This is a genomic window from Sphingobium terrigena (assembly GCF_003591655.1).
Taxonomy (GTDB): domain Bacteria; phylum Pseudomonadota; class Alphaproteobacteria; order Sphingomonadales; family Sphingomonadaceae; genus Sphingobium; species Sphingobium terrigena.
The window spans coordinates 1-19,617 of record NZ_QVRA01000007.1 but is presented as its reverse complement, the minus strand read 5'-3'; the positions used below and the strand labels follow the sequence as shown (position 1 = coordinate 19,617).

Sequence of the window (19,617 nt, the reverse complement as noted above, 5' to 3'; positions counted from 1 at the left end):
CTTGCGTTAGTCCCGGTGCGATTATGGACAGCGACAGGCAGGTTCGGCCGAAATGGGAGCAGAGGGCGCAATGACGCTGACCCCCATGGCCGCTATCATTTTGGGTATTGTGCTGGCCCTGTGGCTGGGTGGTGCCGTGTGGGCGCTTGCTACTGGCCAACGGATGCGGCGCGAGGGGATGCAGGCGCAGGGCAAGCTTGATCGGCTTGCGATGCTGCTTGCCTCCGCACCTGCTGCGCCTGTCGTTATCCATCCCGACGGCAGGCTGGAAGCTGCCGATCGCCTCGCCAAATGGCTGGGCAAGCCCCGCGTTCCGACATTCGCCTCTGAACTGACTGCCGCTGATGGGGGGCTGGAACCCGACGATGCCGCGGCGCTGGCTCGCGAGATTGCGTCGGCGCAAAAGGCTGGCAAGAGCTTTGCCCTGCCGGTGCGGGGCGTTGGGTCGTCCCGGCTGTTGCTGGTGCGCGGCGCGCCTGCTGCGCCGGGCCTTGCGTCCAATGGCGGCGTTGTGCTGTGGATATTCGACGCGACCGACAGCCAGTCTGAAATTCAGACGCTCAAAGGTCAGGTCGATCAGTTGCGTGACGCGCTGGAGGCGCTGGCGGGTCTGGTCGAAGCCGCGCCCTTCCCGATGTGGCACCGTTCGCCCGATCTGCGCCTCAGCCTGGTCAACAGCGCCTATGTCCGTGCGGTGGACGGTGCTGACGCGCGCGAAGTGATCGGTAGCGGCGTCGAACTGGTCGAGGCGGTGAGCGGCCTGACCCCGCAAGCCGCCGCCGCCGATGCACTGGCACGCGGCGAGCCGGTCGAGCGCATGGTTCCCGCCACGATCGACGGTGAACGGCGCACCATGCGCGTGGTCGATGTGCCGCTGGGCGAGGCCGGTGTGGCGGGCTATGCGGTCGATCAACATGAGCTGGAACAGGCGCGGGTCGAGCATCGCCGTCTGGAGGCGGCGCAGCGCGACTTGCTGGATCGGCTTTCAGCGGGCGTCGCGCGCTTTGGTCCCGACCGGGCGCTACGTTTCTGGAACCAGCCCTTCATCAGCCTGTTCGGCCTGCATCAGGAGCAATTGGCCGACGCGCCCTTGTTCGAGCGGGTGCTGGACCAGATGCGCGACGCCCGCCGCCTGCCCGAACATCGCGACTTTCCCGCCTGGCGCGGGGAACGGCGCGACTGGTTCCTCTCGCCCGATCCGGTCGAGGAAAACTGGCTGTTGCAGGACGGCACCCATTTGCGCGTCTATGCCCAGCCGCTGCCCGACGGCGGCCTGCTGCTGATCTTCGAGGATCGCACCGAGCAGGTGCAGCTGTCGAGCGCACGCGACACGCTGCTGCGGGTGCGGACGGCGACGTTCGACAATCTGTTCGAATCGATCGGCGTCTTTTCGTCCGACGGCCGCCTCCAGATGTGGAACAGCCGATTCCGCACCGTCTGGGGTGCGGAGGAGGACATGCTGGCGACCCATCCACGTATCGATGATCTGATGCGCGCGGTGCAGGAACGTCTGGCCAAGCCGCAACAGTCCAATCTGGTGCGCGAACTGGTCCGCGCCGCGACGGTCGAGCGCAAGCAGCGGATCGGCCATGTGGGTTTTGCGGACGGGCGCATCTTTGAATTTGCCGCCATCCCGTTGCCCGATGGCAATGCGCTTTTTACCATGCTCGACGTGACCGACAGCCGCCGTGTCGAACAGGTGCTGCGCGACCGCAATGTGGCGCTGGAGCAGGCCGATGAGGTCAAGACCGCTTTCGTCACGAATATGAGCTATGAATTGCGCACGCCCCTGACCACCATCGCTGGGTTCGCCGAGATGATGAGCGCGGGCTATGCCGGGGAACTCAGCGCATCGGCCAAGGACTATGTCGACGGCATCCTGCAAAGCACGGGCCGGCTGTCGATGCTGATCGACAATGTGCTGGACCTGACGCAGGGCGAGGCCGGGACGTTGCCGATCGACCGCGCGCCAGTCGATCTGGCGGCAGTCGCGCGCGCCAGCGCCGATCGCGTCCGCGCCGATGCGAACGCTAAGGGGATTGATCTGGCGGTGACGATAGAGGCCAGCCTGGGTCAGGTGCAGGGGGACGCCCGCAGGATCGGGCAGGCAATCGACCATCTGCTCGAAAACGCCGTGCGCTATTGCGGCAAGAGCGCGCGCGTTTTGTTGCATGGCGATGGCGGAACGGATCGTGCGCGGATCGTCATTTCCGACAATGGGCCGGGCATTTCCGCCGAGCAGCAAAAGCTGCTGTTCGATCCAGCCGCCCGCGCAGGCCAAGCGCGCACCGGGGGCAAGGCCGGGATCGGTCTGCCCCTCGCCCGCCAACTGGCGCAGGCGCATGGCGGGACGCTGGAACTGGTATCGCAGGCCGGGCAGGGGACGATGGTGGTGATCGAGCTGCCCCGTGGCTGAAGATGTGCTGCATCTGGCCGATGAAGCGGCAATGCTGGAGCTTGGCCATCGCATCGCCACCCATGTGCGAATCGGCGATGTCATCGCGCTGGAAGGCGGGCTTGGCGCAGGCAAGACGACGCTGGCGCGGGGCATATTGGAGGCATTGGGATTGGCGGGTGAAGCGCCCAGTCCCAGCTTCGCGATCGTCCAGCCCTATGACGTGCCAGAAGTCAGGCTGCCGGTCGCGCATGTCGATCTCTATCGGCTCGACACGCCGGAGGAGACGGAGGAACTGGCGCTGGGCGACTATCTGATGGACAGCCTTCTCATCATCGAATGGCCCGACCGGCTGGGGTCGCGACTCTGGTCCCATGCGTTGCGTTTGACCATCACGATTGAGGCGGATGGCGCTCGGCGCTTGACAGCGGACGTGCCCGACGCTTGGACGGACCGATGGTCACAGATATGATCCCCCCCGCCGCCGCGCCCGCTTTCCTTGGCCAGGCCGGATGGGGCGATGCCGCCATCGTGCCGCTGGCCGGGGACGCCTCCTTCCGCCGCTATTTCCGCGTCATCGACGGCGGACGCCGTGCGGTGCTGATGGATGCGCCGCCCCCACATGAAGATCCGCGCCCCTTTATCGCCATTGCCGAACATCTGCTGGAAGATGGCTTTGCCGCGCCACGGATATTGGCACGCGATCTGGAGCTGGGGCTGGTGCTGATCGAGGATTTCGGCGACTTGCGGGTCAAGGAACATGTGGATGATCAGCCGGAGGCGGAGTTGGCGGTCTATGGCCGCGCCATCGATCTGCTGGCCGACCTCCACCGCCTGCCCGCTGCGCCAGTGCCGCCTTATGACCGGGCGGTCTATCAGCGGGAAGTCGGGCTGCTCACTGAATGGTATTGCCCCGCCATCGGCCTGTCGGTCGATCAGGACGCCTATGCCGCGGCGTGGGACGCGGTGCTGCCGGTCGTCGAACAGTCGGCCAGCCCGACCGTTACCGTGCTGCGCGACTATCATGCGGAAAATATCATGCTGATCGACCGGGCGACCTCCCATGGGCTTGGCCTACTCGATTTTCAGGACGCGCTGGCCGGGCATCCGGCCTATGATCTGGTGTCGCTGTTGCAGGATGCGCGGCGCGACGTGCCGCCGCAGGTCGAGGCGGCGATGCTGGCGCGCTACAAGGCGATTGCTGCGCCGCCCGATGATTTCGACGCAGCCTATGCGGTGCTGGGGGCGCAGCGGAACGCCAAGATCATCGGCATCTTCACCCGCCTGTGGCAGCGCGATGGCAAGCCGCGTTATTTGAGCTTCCTGCCGCGCATGTGGGGATTGCTGGAGCGCGACCTGGCCCATCCCGCGCTGGCCCCGGTGGCGCAGTGGTTCGCCGCCAACATACCGGCTGATCAGCGCCATGATGCGCTGGCGGAGTTTGCGCCCGCATGATCGACACGGCGATGTTGATGGCGGCGGGCCTTGGCAAGCGGATGCGTCCGCTCACCGCGACCCGGCCCAAGCCGCTGGTCAAGGTGGCGGGCAAGCCGTTGATGGACCATGCGCTCGACCGGCTGGAGGCGGGCGGCATCCGCAAGGTGGTGGTCAACGTCCATTATCTCGCCGACACGGTCGAGGCGCATTTGCTCACGCGCAAGGGCGGCATGGAGTTCGTCATATCCGACGAGCGCGCCAAATTGCTGGAGACTGGCGGCGGGCTGATCCACGCCGCGCCGCTGCTGGGCGACAAGCCCTTCTTTTGCGCCAATAGCGACAATCTGTGGATTGACGGGCCGCAGGAAACTTTGGGCATGATGCAGCGCATCTGGAACCCGGACAGGATGGATGCGCTACTGCTGCTGGTGCCGCTGGCGCGCGCGCATTGCCACAGTGGGCCGGGCGATTTCCATATGGATGCCGGGGGCCGCCTGAGCCGGCGCAAGACCGCCCATGTCGCGCCCTTCGTTTTTACCGGGGTGCAGATATTGTCGCCCTCCCTGTTGCGCGATCCCCCCGCTGACATGTTTTCGACCAACATATTCTGGAACCGGGCGATCGAGGCGGGGCGGCTCTACGGCGTTTCGCATCAGGGGCTGTGGTTCGATGTCGGCACGCCCAAGGCCATCCCCGTCGTGGAATCCATGATCACTCATGGGTGATCGCGGGCGCCCCGCGCTATATTCCATTCCGGCGCATCGCGCCTTTTCCGATGCGCTGGTTGCTGGCCTGCTGGCGCGCCATGGTGGCGATCCGATGGCGCTGGCGCAGGGCATGATCCTGTTGCCGAGCAACCGAGCGGTGCGGGCGGTCAGCGATGCCTTCGTGCGCGCGTCGGGTGGCGGGCTGTTGCTGCCCCGGCTGGTGGCGATCGGAGACCCGGACATTGGCGAGCAGGTCGGCAGCGCGCTTGATCCGTTGGGGGAAGGAGAGGCGCTGCCCCCGGCGATTGCGCCGATGCGCCGCCAGATGATCCTGGCGCGGATGGTGCAGCAGGTGAAGGGCGATATTGACGCGGGGCAAGCGCTGCAACTGGGGCAGGCGTTGGGCGCTGTGCTGGACCAGATGCAGGTGGAGCGGGTGCCGGTGACGGCCCTACGCGACCTTACTTTGTCGGATGAATTGTCGCGGCACTGGCAGACGTCGCTGCATCTGTTTGAGATCGTCATCGCCCGCTGGCCGGATGAGTTGGCGCGGCTGGGCTGCATGGACCTGACCGAGCGGCGCAACCGGCTGTTCGACCGGCTGGCGGCGCGCTGGCGCGAGCATCCGCCGACCGGTTTTGTCGTCGCGGCGGGCATTTCCACCACTGCGCCAGCGGTCGCGGGACTGCTGCGGCGGATCGGCGAGATGCAAGGCGGCATGGTGGTGTTTGCCGGGCTGGACCAGCATATGGACGATGAGGCGTGGGAGGCGATCGGTCCATTCGATCCCGATCCGGTCACCGGCCATGCCCCCGCCGGCCATGAGAGCCATCCGCAATATGCGCTGAAGCGCCTGCTGCACGCCATGAGCGCGACCCGCGACGATGTCGCGCAATGGCGCTGGGGCAGTGAGCATGATGCGCGGGCGGTGCGCGGGCGCAACATTTCCAACGCGATGTTGCCGCCTAAACTCACCAGCCGCTGGCGCGACCTCAAGACAGCCGACCGGTCGCTGGCGGGCGTTGCCGCGCTGGAAGTGGCGACGCCGGGCGAGGAAGCCCAGGCCATCGCGATTGCGCTGCGCGAGGCGCTGGAGACGGAGAAGCGCACCGCTGCGCTGGTGACGCCGGACCGGCAGCTTGCGACGCGGGTGTCAGCGCATCTGAAACGCTGGGGGATTGAAGCGGACGATTCGGCGGGCCTGCCGCTGTCGCGCCTGCCGCCCGGCACTTTGCTGATCGCGATGGCGCAGGCAGTGGCGGAACGGTTCGCGCCGGTGCCGCTGCTGACATTGCTGAAACATCCGCTGGTGATGCGCGGTGAGGGGCGGCTGGCGTGGCTGGACGGGGTGCGGGCGCTTGACCTGCTGTTGCGGGGACCAAGGCCGCAAGCGGGGCTAGTGGGCATTGATATGCTTATGGTTGCGCGGGAGGATGACCGGCAGCGTGTCCTGCGCGATCAGGTGCGCGACTGGTGGCCGGCCGCGCGCGCTTTGCTTGAGCCGCTGGAGAAGGCCTTTGGCGTTGCGACCGATCTGGCCGGGCAACTGGCTGCGATCCGCGAGCAGGCGGGTGTGCTGACGGGCGATGCCGTCTGGGCGGGACATCAGGGCCATGCCGCCGCTGATCTGTTCGCCGAAATGGAGGCCGCCGCCGACGAAGGGCCGCGTCAGGCGGATATTCGCGCGCTGCCGGTGCTGCTCGACCATATGCTGGGCGGGGTGTCGGTGCGTCCGCCGCAGGGAGGGCATCCGCGCATCGCGATATTGGGTCTGATCGAGGCGCGGCTGGTGCAGGCGGACCTGATGATATTGGGCGGCCTCAACGAAGGCACATGGCCAGGCCTGCCTGCGCCCGATCCATGGCTGGCGCCGCGTATCCGGCGCGAATTGGGCTTGCCGGGGGTGGAGACGCGCATTGGCCTGGCCGCGCATGATTTCGCCAGTGCGCTGGGCGCGCCGCATGTTTTGATCACCCGTGCGCGGCGAGGCAGCGGTGGGCCTGCGGTTGCGTCTCGGCTGTGGCTGCGCCTGAAAGCGATGGCGGGGCCGCAATGGAAGGTGGCGGATCGCTATGCCGCACTGGCGCGGGGGCTGGACACGCCTGCAACGCATAGTCCGGTTGGCCGTCCCGCGCCTGCGCCACCGGTGTCGGTCCGTCCGACCGTCATTCCCGTCACGGATGTGGACCGGTTGAAGGCTGATCCATACGCTTTCTATGCCCGGCGCGTGCTGCGGCTGGCCCGGCTGGACCCCGTCGATGCGGATGCCGGGCCAGCCTGGCGCGGGACGGCGGTGCATGACATCCTCCAGCATTGGGCGGAAGCGGGAACGCTGGACCCCGCCGATCTGGAAGCGCGCGCCCGCGCCATGTTCGACCGACCCGAAGTTCATCCGCTGCTGCGCGCGTTGTGGCAACCGCGTCTGATCGAGGCGATCCGCTGGATCGCGGCGGAGGTTGTGCGCGACAGGGCGGAGGGCCGCACCATATTGGCGGTCGAGAAGGAAGGGCGCGCGGATATTGCCGACGTCACGCTGATGGGCAAGGCCGACCGGATCGACCGGCTGCCCGACGGCACTTTGGGCATCATCGATTACAAGACCGGCAAGCCCCCCAGTGCGCGGCAGGTCAAGGCGGGCTTCGCGCTGCAACTGGGCTTGCTGGGTGTGATTGCGGAGCATGGCGGTTTTGAGGGCGTCGCGGGTGACAAGACCGCTGGCGGCTTTGAATATTGGTCGCTGGCCAAGAAAGGCGACCAGTTTGGCTATCGCGAAAGCCCGGTCGACCCGCTGGGCAAGCGCGAAAAGATCGTCACGGCAGACTTCACCATGGACGTCTATGCGCAGTTCGAGGAACTGGCGCAGGCCTTCCTGCTGGGCACCACGCCCTTCCGCGCGGAGATCAACCCCGAAGTCGCCAATTATGGCGATTATGACCAGCTGATGCGGCTGGAGGAATGGTATGGCCGCGACGATGGCTAAGGGGCTGCAACCCTTGCTGGGCAATCAGGCCCGCGCCGCCGCGCCCGACGCGCATGTCTGGCTGTCGGCATCGGCGGGGACGGGCAAGACCCATGTGCTGACCGCGCGCGTGTTCCGCTTGCTACTGCAAGGGGTGCGGCCGGAGAATATATTGTGTCTGACCTTTACCAAGGCGGGCGCGGCGGAAATGGCCGATCGCATCCATGACCGGCTCGCTGCCTGGGTGCAGATGGATGGCCCATCGCTTGCTGCCGACCTGAAAGCCTTGGGGGAAGATTTTGGTCCAGATGCTCTGGACTTTGCCCGTCGCCTGTTCGCCGAAGTGCTGGAATCCACCGGCGGCGGGCTACGCATCCAGACGATCCATGGCTTTTGCCAGCAATTGCTGACCGCCTTCCCGCTGGAGGCGGACCTGACGCCCGGTTTCAGCCCGCTTGACCAGCGGGAGCAGACAAACCTGGCCCGGCAGACGCTCGCCGACATGGTGGTGCGGGCGCATGAGACCGGCGACGAAGCCCTGTTCGCGGCGTTGCAGGCGATCAGCCTGCGGCTGGGCGAGGGCGGGGCGGAGAATTATCTGTTGCGCTGCGCGGCCAGGGTTGAGGCGCTGGACGCCTTGCCGGATGCGATTACGCCCTGGGTCATGGCGGAGCTTGGCTTGCCGGAGGGCGATATCGACCAATGGCTGGCGGACCAGTGTAGCGACGCTGTCTTCGACATGCGGACGCTGGACCGGATCGTGCAAGCTAATGTGCAGTGGGGCAAGGGTCGCGGGCTGGAGCGCTGCGACCGGATAGCCGCATGGCGCGCACTCGATCCCGCCGGGCGCGCCGCTACATTGACCGACCTGCATCGCGCCTGGGCCAAGGCGGATGGCGACATCATGCTGACCAAGGGCTATGTTCCGTCGGTCGATGGCTATGCCGAGATGGCGACCCGGCTGTACGACTGCACGGGCGAACTGATCGCAATGAAGCTGCGCGCTGATTATGCCGCGTTGCTGGGGAAGGCGCTCCATGCCGGGCGGGCCTATGCGCGCGCCTATGCGCAGGCCAAGCGGCTGGCGGGCGCTGTCGATTTCGACGATCTGATCGCCCGCGCCGCCGCGCTGCTGGAGCAGGACGGGATCGCCGAATGGATCCGTTACAAGCTGGACCAGCGGATCGACCATATATTGGTGGATGAGGCACAGGATACAAACGCGGCGCAATGGCGGATCGTGCGCACGCTGGCGGAGGAGTTTTTCGCGACCGAGTGGCAACCGGGCGACAAGGTGCGTACCATCTTCACCGTCGGCGATTTCAAGCAGGCGATCTTTGGTTTTCAGGGGACCAGCCCCGCCAATTTCGCCGCCGCGCAAATATTGTTCCAGCGGGACGCGGACAATAGCGGGCATGATTTCCATGACCTGTCGCTCGACCGTAGTTTCCGCTCGACCCCGGCGGTATTGGACGTGGTGGATCGCACGATTTCCACCCTGCGCGCCGAGCGGCTGGGGCTTGAGGCGGGCGATGTCCACCATATCAGCGCCAACCGGCATCCGGGCGAAGTCATGTTGTGGAAGCCGGTCGTGGCCAACCTGTCCGAGGATGCCGAGGGTGAGGAGGATTGGGCCGCCGATCAGGAGCGGGTGCTGGCGCAGAAGATCGCGCAGCAGATCAAGCAGTGGATCGATGACGGCGTGATGCTGGACAGCCGGGGGCGTCCGGTGCGGGCGGGGGACATCATGATCCTGGTCCGGCGGCGCAGCGAACTGGCGCGGTTGATCGTCGCGCGGCTCTATGAGGAGAAAGTGGCGGTTGCCGGGATCGACCGGCTGCGGCTCAATGCGCCACTGGCGGTGCGCGATCTGCTCGCGGCGCTGCGCTTTGCGGTGCAACCCGACGATGAGTTGAACATGGCGTCGCTGCTCGTGTCGCCGCTGCTCGGCTGGACCCAGGACGAGTTGATGCACCGGCTGATCGGGCGCAAGACCGGGCTGTGGCGGCACCTCAACCAGACGCTGGACGATGCGACGCTCAAGCCCCTGCGCGATCTGCTGGCGGTGGCGGATTTCACCACGCCCTATCGCTATCTGGAAGCGATCCTGTCCGGGCCGATGGATGGCCGCCGCCGCCTGATCGAGCGGCTGGGGGCGGAGGCGGTCGATCCGATCGAAGAATTGCTCAATGCCGCGCTGGCGTTCGAGAGTGACGATCATCCCTCGCTCCAGCGCTTCATCGACTGGTTCGACCGGGGCGAAGTCGACATAGTGCGCGATGCGGCGGCGCAGGGCGACATGCTGCGCCTGCTGACGGTGCATGGGGCCAAAGGGTTGCAGGCGCCGATCGTCATATTGGCCGATGCCTGCCTGGATCCCGACGCGGGCAATCGCGCGGATTCGCTGCTGTGGAACGGACTGCCGATACTGCCCCCGCGCAAGCCGGAGCGGCAGGGACCGATTGGCGAGATCGCGGAGCAGGCGGCAGCGGTCGAGCGGGAGGAGCATTGGCGGCTGCTCTATGTCGCACTTACGCGCGCGGAGGAGAAGTTGATCGTCGCCGGATCGCTGGGGCCGCGGGCGAAGGGCGAGGTGAAGCCTGAAAGCTGGTTCGCGGCGGTCGAGGGGGCGATGGTGTCGCTCGGCGCCGAGTGGGAGGCTGATCCGCTCTGGGGCGCGACGCGGCGCTGGCGCGGGACCGAGGATTTGCCGTCGAAAAAGGCGGAGCCGGAGACCGCAGAGGAACGGACGGCGGCGGACATGCCCGACTGGCTGCGCCAGCCCGCCCCGGTCGAGGCGCGCCCACCGCGTCCGCTGGCCCCTTCTGCGCCGGTCGAGGATGATGTGCCTTACCCGCCGCCAACCCCGGCGATGCGGGCGGCGGCAGAGCGGGGGCGGTGGCTCCACGCCCTGTTCGAGCGACTGCCCGGCGTAGAGCCTGAGCGCCGTCGCGACGCTGCGGATCGCTGGCTGGTCCAGCAGGGGGCGGATGATGCCACCGTCCGGCAGGATGTCATCGCGCAGGCGCTTCGCGTCATCGAAGCACCCGACTTCGCTGACCTTTTCGGCCCTGACGCATTGGCCGAAGCGCCGATCGCGGCGGTCGTGGGCGAAGCGGTGATCGCGGGTACGGTCGATCGGCTGTGCGTCGGGCCAGACCGCATCCAGCTGGTCGATTTCAAGACGGGCCGGGTTGCGCCGCTGGGCGTCGATGACGTGCCGACCGCGCATGTCCGGCAGATGGCCGCTTATGCCGCTGCGCTGGCGGTGATCTTCCCCGACCGGACGATCGAGGCGGGACTGCTCTACACCAGCGCGCCGCGCCTCATCATCCTGCCGCCCGCGCTGCTGGCGGCGCACAAGCCGGGCTTTGTCCCTGCGCAGGAGAATTTGCCGCTCTCACCCATTGAGCGCGATGCGACGACCCCCTAGATAGCGCCTCAAGACAAGGAGACTTCAACATGGCCACCAAGGTAGTTACCGACAGCAGCTTCAAGGCTGACGTGATCGATTCCGACAAGCCGGTGCTCGTCGATTTCTGGGCCGAATGGTGCGGCCCGTGCAAGATGATCGGCCCGGCGCTGGAGGAAATCTCCGACGAACTGGGCGAGAAGATCACGATCGCCAAGGTCAATATCGATGAAAATCCCGACGCGCCCGGTCAATATGGCGTGCGTGGCATCCCGACGATGATCCTGTTCAAAAATGGCGAACCGGCGGCCACCAAGGTCGGCGCTGCGCCCAAGAGCGCGCTCAAGAGCTGGATCGAGAGCGTTCTCTGATTTGATAGTCCGGGCTTTGTTATAGAGACGAGGCCCGGATAATCAGCGGAATAATATCTCCGCCGCCCTGTCCCACAGGCGCGGCGAGGATGCGCCGAGCAGGCCGCGGCGCGTGTCACCCACGACATAGGGCGTGCCGTCGAGCCGCTGGCAGCAGCCGCCCGCTTCGTTCAGGAATAATGTGCCTGCCGCATGATCCCAGGGCAGGGTCCGCGCGAATACCGACACGTCATTCTGGCCCAGTACCAGCCGGGGATATTGTTCGGCGGCGCAGCGGGGAATATCGACCAGCGCGAACCTGTCCTGCGAGCGGCGGGTGATGTCGGCGCGTTCTTGCGCGCTCATGAAATAGACCGCCAGCGCCGCGATCGGCAGATCACCGCCACTTTCGCGCGCCTCCACCCGTTCGTCATTGATGTGACTGCCGCCGCCCAGCATCGCGTGGCAGATCCGCCCGCTGATCGGATCGAGGATCCAGCCCGCCAGCGTCGTCCCGGCGTCGGCCAGTGCGATCATGATGCCGAAGGGCGGCCTGCCAGCAGCGAAATTGCCAGTGCCGTCGATCGGGTCGATGATCCAGTTGAGGCCGTCGCCCGCGCGATCCAGTATCGACGGATCGGCGGCGCAGGCTTCCTCGCCGATGATGCCGGCTTCGGGCAGGATCGCGGCGAGTCCTTCGGCCAGCCGGATTTCGCTTTCCTTGTCGGCGATGGTGACCAGATCGTCGGCGTCCGCCTTGGCACTGATCTCGCTGCTGGCCAGATTCTGGTAGCGGGGCATCACAATGTCACGGGCGACGTCCCGCATCAGCGTGACGACCGGGGCGTGCAGGTCCAGCATCAGCTGCGATAGTCCGCGTTGATCGAGATATAGCCATGGGTCAGGTCGCAGGTCCACACCGTCGCGCGGCCCTCGCCCAGGCCCAGATCGACGCCGATGACGATGTCCTGGCCTTTCAGATGCGCGGTGACGGGGGCTTCGTCATAACCTTCGACCGCCAGGCCACCGGTCGCGACCTGGGTTGCGCCAAAGCGGATCGAGAGCAGGTCGCGATCAGCCGGTTCACCTGCCTTCCCGATCGCCATGACGACCCGGCCCCAATTGGCGTCCTCACCAGCGATCGCGGTCTTGACCAGGGGGGAATTGGCGATCGACAGGGCGATGCGATGCGCGCTCTCGTCGCTGGTCGCGCCTTCGACGCTGATCTCCACGAACTTGGTCGCGCCCTCGCCATCGCGCACGACCAGATGGGCGAGTTGACGGCAGAGGTCTGTCAGCGCAGCGGCAAAGGCATCCGCGCCGGCATCGTCCATGCTGGTCAGCGGCGCATTGCCCGCCTTGCCGGTCGCGAAGGCCAGCACCGTGTCGCTGGTGGAGGTGTCGCTATCGACCGTGATGCAGGAGAAAGTCCGCTTGTTCGCCGCAGACAGCATGGATTGCAGCAGCACAGGGTCGATCGCGGCGTCGGTGAAGATATAGCCCAGCATCGTCGCCATATCCGGGGCAATCATGCCCGATCCCTTGATGATGCCGACCAGATCGACCCGCGTCTCCCCGACCATGGCGGAGACATGCGCGCCCTTGGCGAAAGTGTCGGTGGTGCCGATGCTATTGGCGGCATCCTCCCAACTACAGGGAGCGGCGGCGAAGGCGGCTTCCAGCCCTGCCTCTGCCTTGTCGATAGGCAGCGGCACACCGATCACCCCGGTCGAGGAGATGAAAATGTCCGACGGCAGGCAGGAAAGGTGATTGGCGACCTTGGCCGCGATCGCCTCCACCGCTGCGCGGCCGCGATGACCGGTAAAGGCGTTGGCATTGCCCGCATTGACCACCAGCGCGCGCGCAGACCCCAGGGGAATGGCGTCGCGGCACCATTCGACTTCGGGGGAGGGGCATTTGCTCTGCGTCGTCACACCGGCGACCGCTGTGCCGGCATCCAGTTCGACATAGGTAAGGTCGCACCGCTCCCACGCCTTATATCCGGCGCGAGCGCGGCGGAGGGTCACGCCGGCAATCGAGGGCAGGACCGGGAAGGCGGCGGGGGCGAGGGGGGAGCGATCAGTCATGGCCGTCGCTTAGCGCAATCGTGCCGGTCGTCAAACCGGAGCGAGCGGATTCGCGGTCAAATTTGTTCGCGAGCGTCGCACGCGCCTATCGGCGATTTGATTGACTATCGGTTGAGCGCTCCCTAAATCGCCGCGCATGTCTGCGCGTGGTCCCTTGTCCGGGCGCGCTTCCCTATTGTGTCAGGAAATTGCATGTTCGGCGCCCTCGCCAAGTCCATTTTCGGATCGTCCAACGAACGCTATGTGAAATCGCTGGGCAAGATCGTCGACAAGATCGCCTCGTTCGAGCCGGCGGTTCAGGCGTTGAGCGACGAGGAACTGGCGGCGCAGACGGTGCGATTCCGCGAACGGCTGGCCGCTGGCGAGACGCTGGACGACCTGCTGCCCGAAGCCTTTGCCACGGTGCGCGAAGCCGCTGTGCGGGTGCTGGGGATGCGCCATTTCGACGTGCAGATGGTGGGCGGCATCGTCCTGCATCGCGGCGAAATCGCCGAGATGCGCACGGGTGAGGGCAAGACCCTGGTGGCGACGCTGGCGACCTATCTGAACGCGCTGGAGGGTAAGGGCGTCCATGTCGTCACCGTGAACGACTATCTGGCCAGCCGCGACTGCGAATGGATGGGGCAGGTCTATCGCTTCCTTGGGCTGACAACCGGGGTTATCGTCCCCAACATCAGCGAGGACCAGCGCCGCGCCGCCTATGCCGCCGACATCACCTATGCGACCAATAACGAGCTGGGTTTCGACTATCTGCGCGACAATATGAAATATGACCGCGCGTCGATGGTCCAGCGCCCTTTCAACTATGCTATCGTCGATGAGGTGGACTCGATCCTGATCGATGAAGCGCGCACGCCGCTGATCATTTCCGGGCCGACCGACGACAAGTCCGAACTCTATGTCTCGGTCAACGCGATCGTGAAGCAAATCACCGAAAGTGATTATGAGAAGGATGAAAAGCAACGCTCCGTCACCCTGACCGAGGATGGCACCGAGAAGATCGAGCGGCTGCTGGAGGATGCGGGGCTGCTCCAGGGCAGCAACCTCTATGATTTCGAGAATACGCAGGTCGTCCATCATGTGAACCAGGCGCTGCGCGCGGTCGTGATGTTCCGCCGCGACATCGATTATATCGTCAAGGACGGCAAGGTCGTCATCATCGACGAATTTACCGGCCGCATGATGGACGGACGCCGCTGGTCGGACGGCCTGCACCAGGCGGTGGAAGCCAAGGAAGGCGTCCAGATCGAGCCGGAGAACCAAACCCTCGCTTCGGTCACCTTCCAGAATTATTTTCGCATGTATCCCAAGATTTCGGGCATGACCGGCACCGCTTCGACCGAAGCGACCGAATTTTACGAAATCTACAAGATGAACGTCGTCACCATCCCCACCAACAAGCCGGTGCAGCGGATCGACGAGCAGGACAGTTTCTACAAGAATATCGAGGACAAGTTTCGCGGCATTGCCCGCACGATCAAGGAACATGCCGAAAAGGGCCAGCCGGTGCTGGTCGGTACGGTGTCGATCGAAAAGTCCGAAATGCTGTCCGAATTCCTCAATCAGGAAGGCGTGCCGCACGCGGTGCTGAACGCGCGCTTCCATGAGAGCGAGGCGCATATCGTCGCGCAGGCCGGGCGCAAGGGCGTGGTGACGATCGCCACCAACATGGCCGGGCGCGGCACCGACATTCAGCTGGGCGGCAATCTGGAACTGCGGGTCGAGGACGAATTGCGCGATATGCCCGAAGGGCCGGAGCGTGACGCGGCGATCGAAGCGATCAAGGCGGAAATCGCAGCCGAAAAGGCCGAAGTGCTGGCGGCGGGCGGCCTGTTCGTGCTGGCGACCGAGCGGCATGAAAGCCGCCGTATCGACAATCAGCTGCGCGGCCGTTCGGGCCGTCAGGGCGATCCGGGCCTGTCGCGCTTCTACCTCAGCCTGGACGATGACCTGATGCGCATCTTTGGCCCGGACACGATGTTCGCCAAGATGATCCGATCCAACCTGGAAGATGGCGAGGCGCTGCCCCCGTCCAAATGGTTGAGCAAGGCGATCGAGACCGCGCAGAAGAAGGTCGAGGCGCGCAACTACGACATTCGCAAGCAGGTCGTCGAATATGATGACGTGATGAACGATCAGCGCAAGGTGATCTACGAGCAGCGGTCGGACATCATGGATGCGGACACGGTGGACGACGTGGTCACCGACATGCGCCATGAAACAGTCAACGACATCGTCGGCAGCGCCTGCCCGCCCGGCACCTATCCCGAACAATGGGATATCGCCAAGCTGAAGGCGCGGACGTCCGAGATATTGGGGCTTGAACCCGATTTCGACGCCTGGCTGACCGAAGATGCGGTCGATCCTGAGATGATCGAGGAGCGGTTGACCGCGCTGGCCAATGCAGCGGTCGAGGAGAAGGTCAAGGAGGTCGATGCGGCCGACTGGCACATGATCGAAAAGTCGATCCTGCTCCAGAGCCTGGACCATCACTGGAAGGAGCATCTTTCGACGCTCGACGCCCTGCGGCAGGTCGTACATCTGCGCGCCTATGCGCAAAAGACGCCGATCAACGAATATAAGCAGGAAGCCTTCGCCCTGTTCGAGCGGATGCTGGAAAATATCCGTGAGGATGTGACCGGATCGATCGCGCGGGTGCAATTCCGCATGGACGCGCCGATGCCGGAATTCGATCTGCCGGTGCTGCCCGATTTCATCACGACCCATATCGACCCGTTTTCGGGCGACGATAACAGCGCCGATTTCGACGCCGGGACTTTCGGCGGAATTACGACGACGATCCCGCGTGCGCCGCTGGCGCCTGCTGGCGAGTTCGCCAATCTCGACATCAGCCGCAATGCGCTCTGCCCCTGCGGATCGGGGCAGAAATACAAGCATTGCCACGGCGCGCTGGCCTGATCACCGGACGGGGCGGGCGAGCCGTTTCTTGCCTGCCCCCCGATTAACCAGCCCGCTTATCGCTTCTGCAAGGTTGCTGCGACACAATTGCATCTGATCCTGGGGGGAAGCCGGGAGACAGAGATGAACAGCGTCCATTATCGACCCCAGGTCGAGCGCCGCCGCGAAAGCCGCTTCGTGGCCAATGCCCGCGCGACTTTGCTGTGGGATGGCGTGACCGAGCCGATTACCATCCAGAATATTTCCGCTTATGGCGCATTGGTCACCGGCTTCTACTTGCCGCCGATTGGCGCACGCGTCACGGTAATCGCCGACTATCTGGAAGTATGCGGCACGGTGATCTGGCGCGGCGAGGAACGATGCGGCCTGTTGCTGAGCCGCCAGGTCGATCCGCTGGCGGTGATCGCGGAACCATCCGTGCGGACAGTGGAGCCAACCCGGCAGCGCGAGATCAGTTTGCGGCGGCTATCGCCGGGAATTTATGGGTAAGCGAATGGCGGAAGGGGTGACTGCCGGGATTCGAACTAAGCGCGTCTAACCGCATCTAAATGCGGACGCTTTTCAGCCGATTTGAATAGAACAGTTGTAGAACGATGTCGAATAGTGTCTAACCACAGCTAGTCCCCTGAGTGGGGAACATGGTGGTGGAGACAAACATGGCCGAACCGAGAAAACGCAGGGCAAAGCCCGCCACGGTTACCGAAGTCAATTCAATGGCGCGCGCGCCGGGTCGCCATTCGGTGGGCGAAAGCTTGATCCTCTGTGTCAGTCCATCGGGTGCGCGCAGTTGGATTGCCCGCGTGCGGGATGGGGAAGGCAAGCGCCGTGACATGGGCCTTGGCCCCTTCGCTGACCTGACACTTGCTGAGGCGCGCGAAAAAGCGCGCGCGCTACGCAAGGCTGGTCGCGACGGGATGCCCATCCTTACACGTGCGGAGCGCCGCCGCGCTATACGCAAGGTGCCCACCTTCAAAGAAGCTGCTGAGATCGTTCACGCGGAACGCAAAGTGGTCTGGAGCAATGGCAAGCATGTCGATCAGTGGAAGAACACGCTGGAGACATATGCCTATCCCAAGTTGGGGCATTTGCCCGTCGATAAGATCGGCGTGAATCAGGTTGTAGAGGCTGTCGCAGATGTTTGGCAGAAACGCCCTGAAACCGCGCGCCGCGTGCGCCAGCGCATCATGGCGATCCTCGATTGGGCACATGCGAGGGAATACCGCGATACTCAGGTATCGAATGGCGCGGTAGGGCTTGGCTTGGGGCCGCAGCGCGGCAGCAAGGGGAACTTCGCAGCCCTACCGTACATCGAAGTTGCCAATCTGGTGGGCCGGATACGGAGCAATGAAACCATCGGCAATCTAGCGCTCGAATTTGCAATCCTGACTGCGGCGCGATCGGGCGAAGTCAGAGGCGCGACCTGGGATGAGATCGACCTGACCGCGAGGCTGTGGATCATTCCGGCCGATCGCATGAAGGCTGGCAAAGAGCATGTTGTCCCCCTCAGCGATCGTTCTTTGGCAATCGTGCAGCGGGCAAAAGAATTGCGCACAAGTGACATTGTGTTCCCTGGACGCAAGGGCGATGCGATGAGCGATGCGACCATGGCAAAGGCCCTGCGCGATGCTGGAATCTCGCGCGAGAGCGGGACTGTCCATGGTATGCGTTCGGCATTCCGCGATTGGGTTTCGGAAGAGACCAGCTTTCCGAGCGATGTCGCTGAGGCAGCCTTGGCGCACGTGATCAAGAATAAGGTTGAGGCAGCATATCGGCGCGGATCGCTGCTAGCGAAGCGGCGCGAAATGATGGCCGCATGGGCGAATTATTGTGAAGGCGGCAGCAATGTCGTGCGCATGGTGGCAGGATGAATGATGTAGATGATGGCGGCACGTTTCCGCCAACAGATAATCCCGAAACATTAAATTGGCGCGCGCTTGACGCGCTAAATGGTTCCGCCTTTCAAGATGGCGGCCAATTCGTAGATACGATTTGCGCCCTACTTCTTTCGGATGCCGACATTGCTCGAGAAGTTCGAACCGAATTAGCTAAGGCCATGGAGCGGGGCAGGTCAGGATACCGGGTTAACGAGAGCAATTCCGAAGGTGTTCCGAAGCCCCGACTGGTAGCTGAGGGGTTTCCTGCTGCCAAAATGAAACGGGCCGTGAATGACAGATTTAAGTGGTTCGACGCGGGAGAGGCCGTTTTTGATGCGCGAGAAGCTGGAATGGGTGGCGACGAAGCGATACTTTTCGCCGGGAAAAGGTTTAGGCTCGGATTCGAGGCTATGCGAAAATATGCGATACCTTTTTATCGCGATTTTCGTATCCAATTAGAGAAAAAAGACGGATGGCTTTCAATCGATAGCGCGGTGAAGCCTATAATGCCCGAACTTATTAGTGACCTTGAAAGCGAAGATGAGTTTACGCGGGATTATGCTTTAGGCGAAATAAGCGACCTGCTTAAAGTACACTATATTTGGGCTACCGCAGACATGGCCGTTCATGGCCTTAATCATCCTCGCGAAAGCGAACAATGGCCGTGGTAGTCGGTCCGGGAGCGATGCCGGATTGGTTACGGGTGAAATGCCGGACGCGGGCCAAACCGGCTACCCTCAACGGCGCAAAATGATCCAGCCATGTCTCTATTCGTCAAACGACGGAGAACGACATGGAACCCCTCTGCTGCTCTGTACTGGACGCTGCGAAATCAATCGGTGTTTCGCGCGCCACTATCTACAATTGGATGAAGGAAGGCCGGATCGAGACTAGCCGTGTAGGCGGTCGCCGACTGGTTAAGATCGCCAGCATTCGCCGCCTTGCGGAGGCCGCGTGATCAGCCATGGCATATACGAGAAACGCCCCCGCCCATAAGGGCGAAGGCGCTGCTGTCTCCGGGAAGAGCAGCAACGCATATAGCACGGCTCACGCCCGCATCCAATATCTGGCTGCACGGCATGGTCTGACTTTTCATCATGCAGCGATGATCGCCCCTCTTGCTTTTGGGGTGGCTGGCAATGCCTAACCAGATTGAAATCCACGCCTGCGTTTTCGGTGGACGCTTCATTGTGTCGTTCGAGCCGCGTAGCATCGCATGGCCTAGTCTGGAGTTCCGGACCCACGCGGAAGCGCTCTCCTGCGCCAACGCCCGCCACAAGGCTCATGGCTGGCCTGTCATCGACAAGACAGGAGGCGAACGTGGGTAAGGTCATCACGTTCCCGATCGAACGCCGTGACCTGCCCCCCGAGAGTTCCCTCATTCTAATGTAGAGTCTGCCGACAGAGGAGCAGACGTATGAGGAAGAGCCGTTTTACCGAAGCGCAGATTATCGGGATGATCAAGGAACAGGAGGCC

General features: G+C 64.1%; 14 protein-coding genes. 12 read left to right on the top strand and 2 right to left on the bottom strand.

Translation table 11 applies throughout. The features are described from left to right. Positions 1-70 precede the first annotated feature (70 nt). The 7 genes from D0Z70_RS09590 to trxA are packed head-to-tail and all read left to right on the top strand — an operon-like array spanning position 71 to position 11,281. Positions 71-2,416 carry a sensor histidine kinase gene (locus D0Z70_RS09590; RefSeq protein WP_119745773.1) on the top strand — a complete coding sequence of 782 codons (2,346 nt, stop codon included), beginning with the start codon at positions 71-73 and terminating at the stop codon, positions 2,414-2,416. Next, complete coding sequence (gene tsaE, locus D0Z70_RS09585) at positions 2,409-2,867, top strand: tRNA (adenosine(37)-N6)-threonylcarbamoyltransferase complex ATPase subunit type 1 TsaE (protein WP_119745771.1); 459 nt, start codon at positions 2,409-2,411, stop codon at positions 2,865-2,867. Before D0Z70_RS09590 ends, tsaE begins: the two co-directional genes overlap by 8 nt. Further along, positions 2,864-3,850: an aminoglycoside phosphotransferase family protein gene (locus tag D0Z70_RS09580; protein ID WP_119745769.1), complete on the top strand. Its 987-nt coding sequence runs from the start codon at positions 2,864-2,866 to the stop codon at positions 3,848-3,850. The genes tsaE and D0Z70_RS09580 overlap by 4 nt, the downstream gene beginning before the upstream one ends. After that, positions 3,847-4,557 (top strand): nucleotidyltransferase family protein, encoded by a 711-nt coding sequence (locus tag D0Z70_RS09575; protein ID WP_119745767.1) that lies wholly within the window; start codon positions 3,847-3,849, stop codon positions 4,555-4,557. Before D0Z70_RS09580 ends, D0Z70_RS09575 begins: the two co-directional genes overlap by 4 nt. Beyond that, positions 4,550-7,519, top strand: a complete 2,970-nt coding sequence (addB, locus tag D0Z70_RS09570; protein ID WP_119745765.1) for a double-strand break repair protein AddB — start codon at positions 4,550-4,552, stop codon at positions 7,517-7,519. Before D0Z70_RS09575 ends, addB begins: the two co-directional genes overlap by 8 nt. Next, a complete protein-coding gene (addA, locus tag D0Z70_RS09565) occupies positions 7,500-10,931 on the top strand; it encodes a double-strand break repair helicase AddA (protein ID WP_119745763.1) in 3,432 nt (1,143 codons plus the stop codon). The genes addB and addA overlap by 20 nt, the downstream gene beginning before the upstream one ends. Before the next feature lie 29 nt (positions 10,932-10,960). Then, positions 10,961-11,281, top strand: a complete 321-nt coding sequence (trxA, locus tag D0Z70_RS09560; protein WP_119745761.1) for a thioredoxin TrxA — start codon at positions 10,961-10,963, stop codon at positions 11,279-11,281. Between the two features lie 42 nt (positions 11,282-11,323). On the opposite strand, the gene D0Z70_RS09555 is transcribed toward trxA, so the two are convergent. Both D0Z70_RS09555 and argJ read right to left on the bottom strand, forming a co-directional pair. Continuing rightward, positions 11,324-12,121, bottom strand: coding sequence for an inositol monophosphatase family protein (locus D0Z70_RS09555; protein WP_119745759.1), 798 nt, complete (start codon positions 12,119-12,121; stop codon positions 11,324-11,326). After that, positions 12,121-13,347: a bifunctional glutamate N-acetyltransferase/amino-acid acetyltransferase ArgJ gene (gene argJ, locus D0Z70_RS09550; protein WP_119745757.1), complete on the bottom strand. Its 1,227-nt coding sequence runs from the start codon at positions 13,345-13,347 to the stop codon at positions 12,121-12,123. The genes D0Z70_RS09555 and argJ overlap by 1 nt, the downstream gene beginning before the upstream one ends. Before the next feature lie 192 nt (positions 13,348-13,539). On the opposite strand from argJ, the gene secA reads away from it, so the two are divergent. From secA to D0Z70_RS25655, 5 genes are all read left to right on the top strand, one after another. Next, positions 13,540-16,266: a preprotein translocase subunit SecA gene (secA, locus tag D0Z70_RS09545; protein ID WP_119745754.1), complete on the top strand. Its 2,727-nt coding sequence runs from the start codon at positions 13,540-13,542 to the stop codon at positions 16,264-16,266. Positions 16,267-16,389: 123 nt separating this feature from the next. Then, complete coding sequence (locus D0Z70_RS09540) at positions 16,390-16,755, top strand: PilZ domain-containing protein (protein WP_119745752.1); 366 nt, start codon at positions 16,390-16,392, stop codon at positions 16,753-16,755. A 167-nt stretch (positions 16,756-16,922) separates the two neighbouring features. After that, a complete protein-coding gene (locus tag D0Z70_RS09535; RefSeq protein WP_119745750.1) occupies positions 16,923-18,134 on the top strand; it encodes a tyrosine-type recombinase/integrase in 1,212 nt (403 codons plus the stop codon). Beyond that, complete coding sequence (locus D0Z70_RS09530; RefSeq protein ID WP_147418757.1) at positions 18,131-18,811, top strand: hypothetical protein; 681 nt, start codon at positions 18,131-18,133, stop codon at positions 18,809-18,811. Before D0Z70_RS09535 ends, D0Z70_RS09530 begins: the two co-directional genes overlap by 4 nt. Before the next feature lie 122 nt (positions 18,812-18,933). Beyond that, entirely contained in the window at positions 18,934-19,098 is a 165-nt protein-coding gene (locus D0Z70_RS25655; RefSeq protein ID WP_119745746.1) for a helix-turn-helix domain-containing protein, read from the top strand. Positions 19,099-19,617 lie beyond the last annotated feature (519 nt).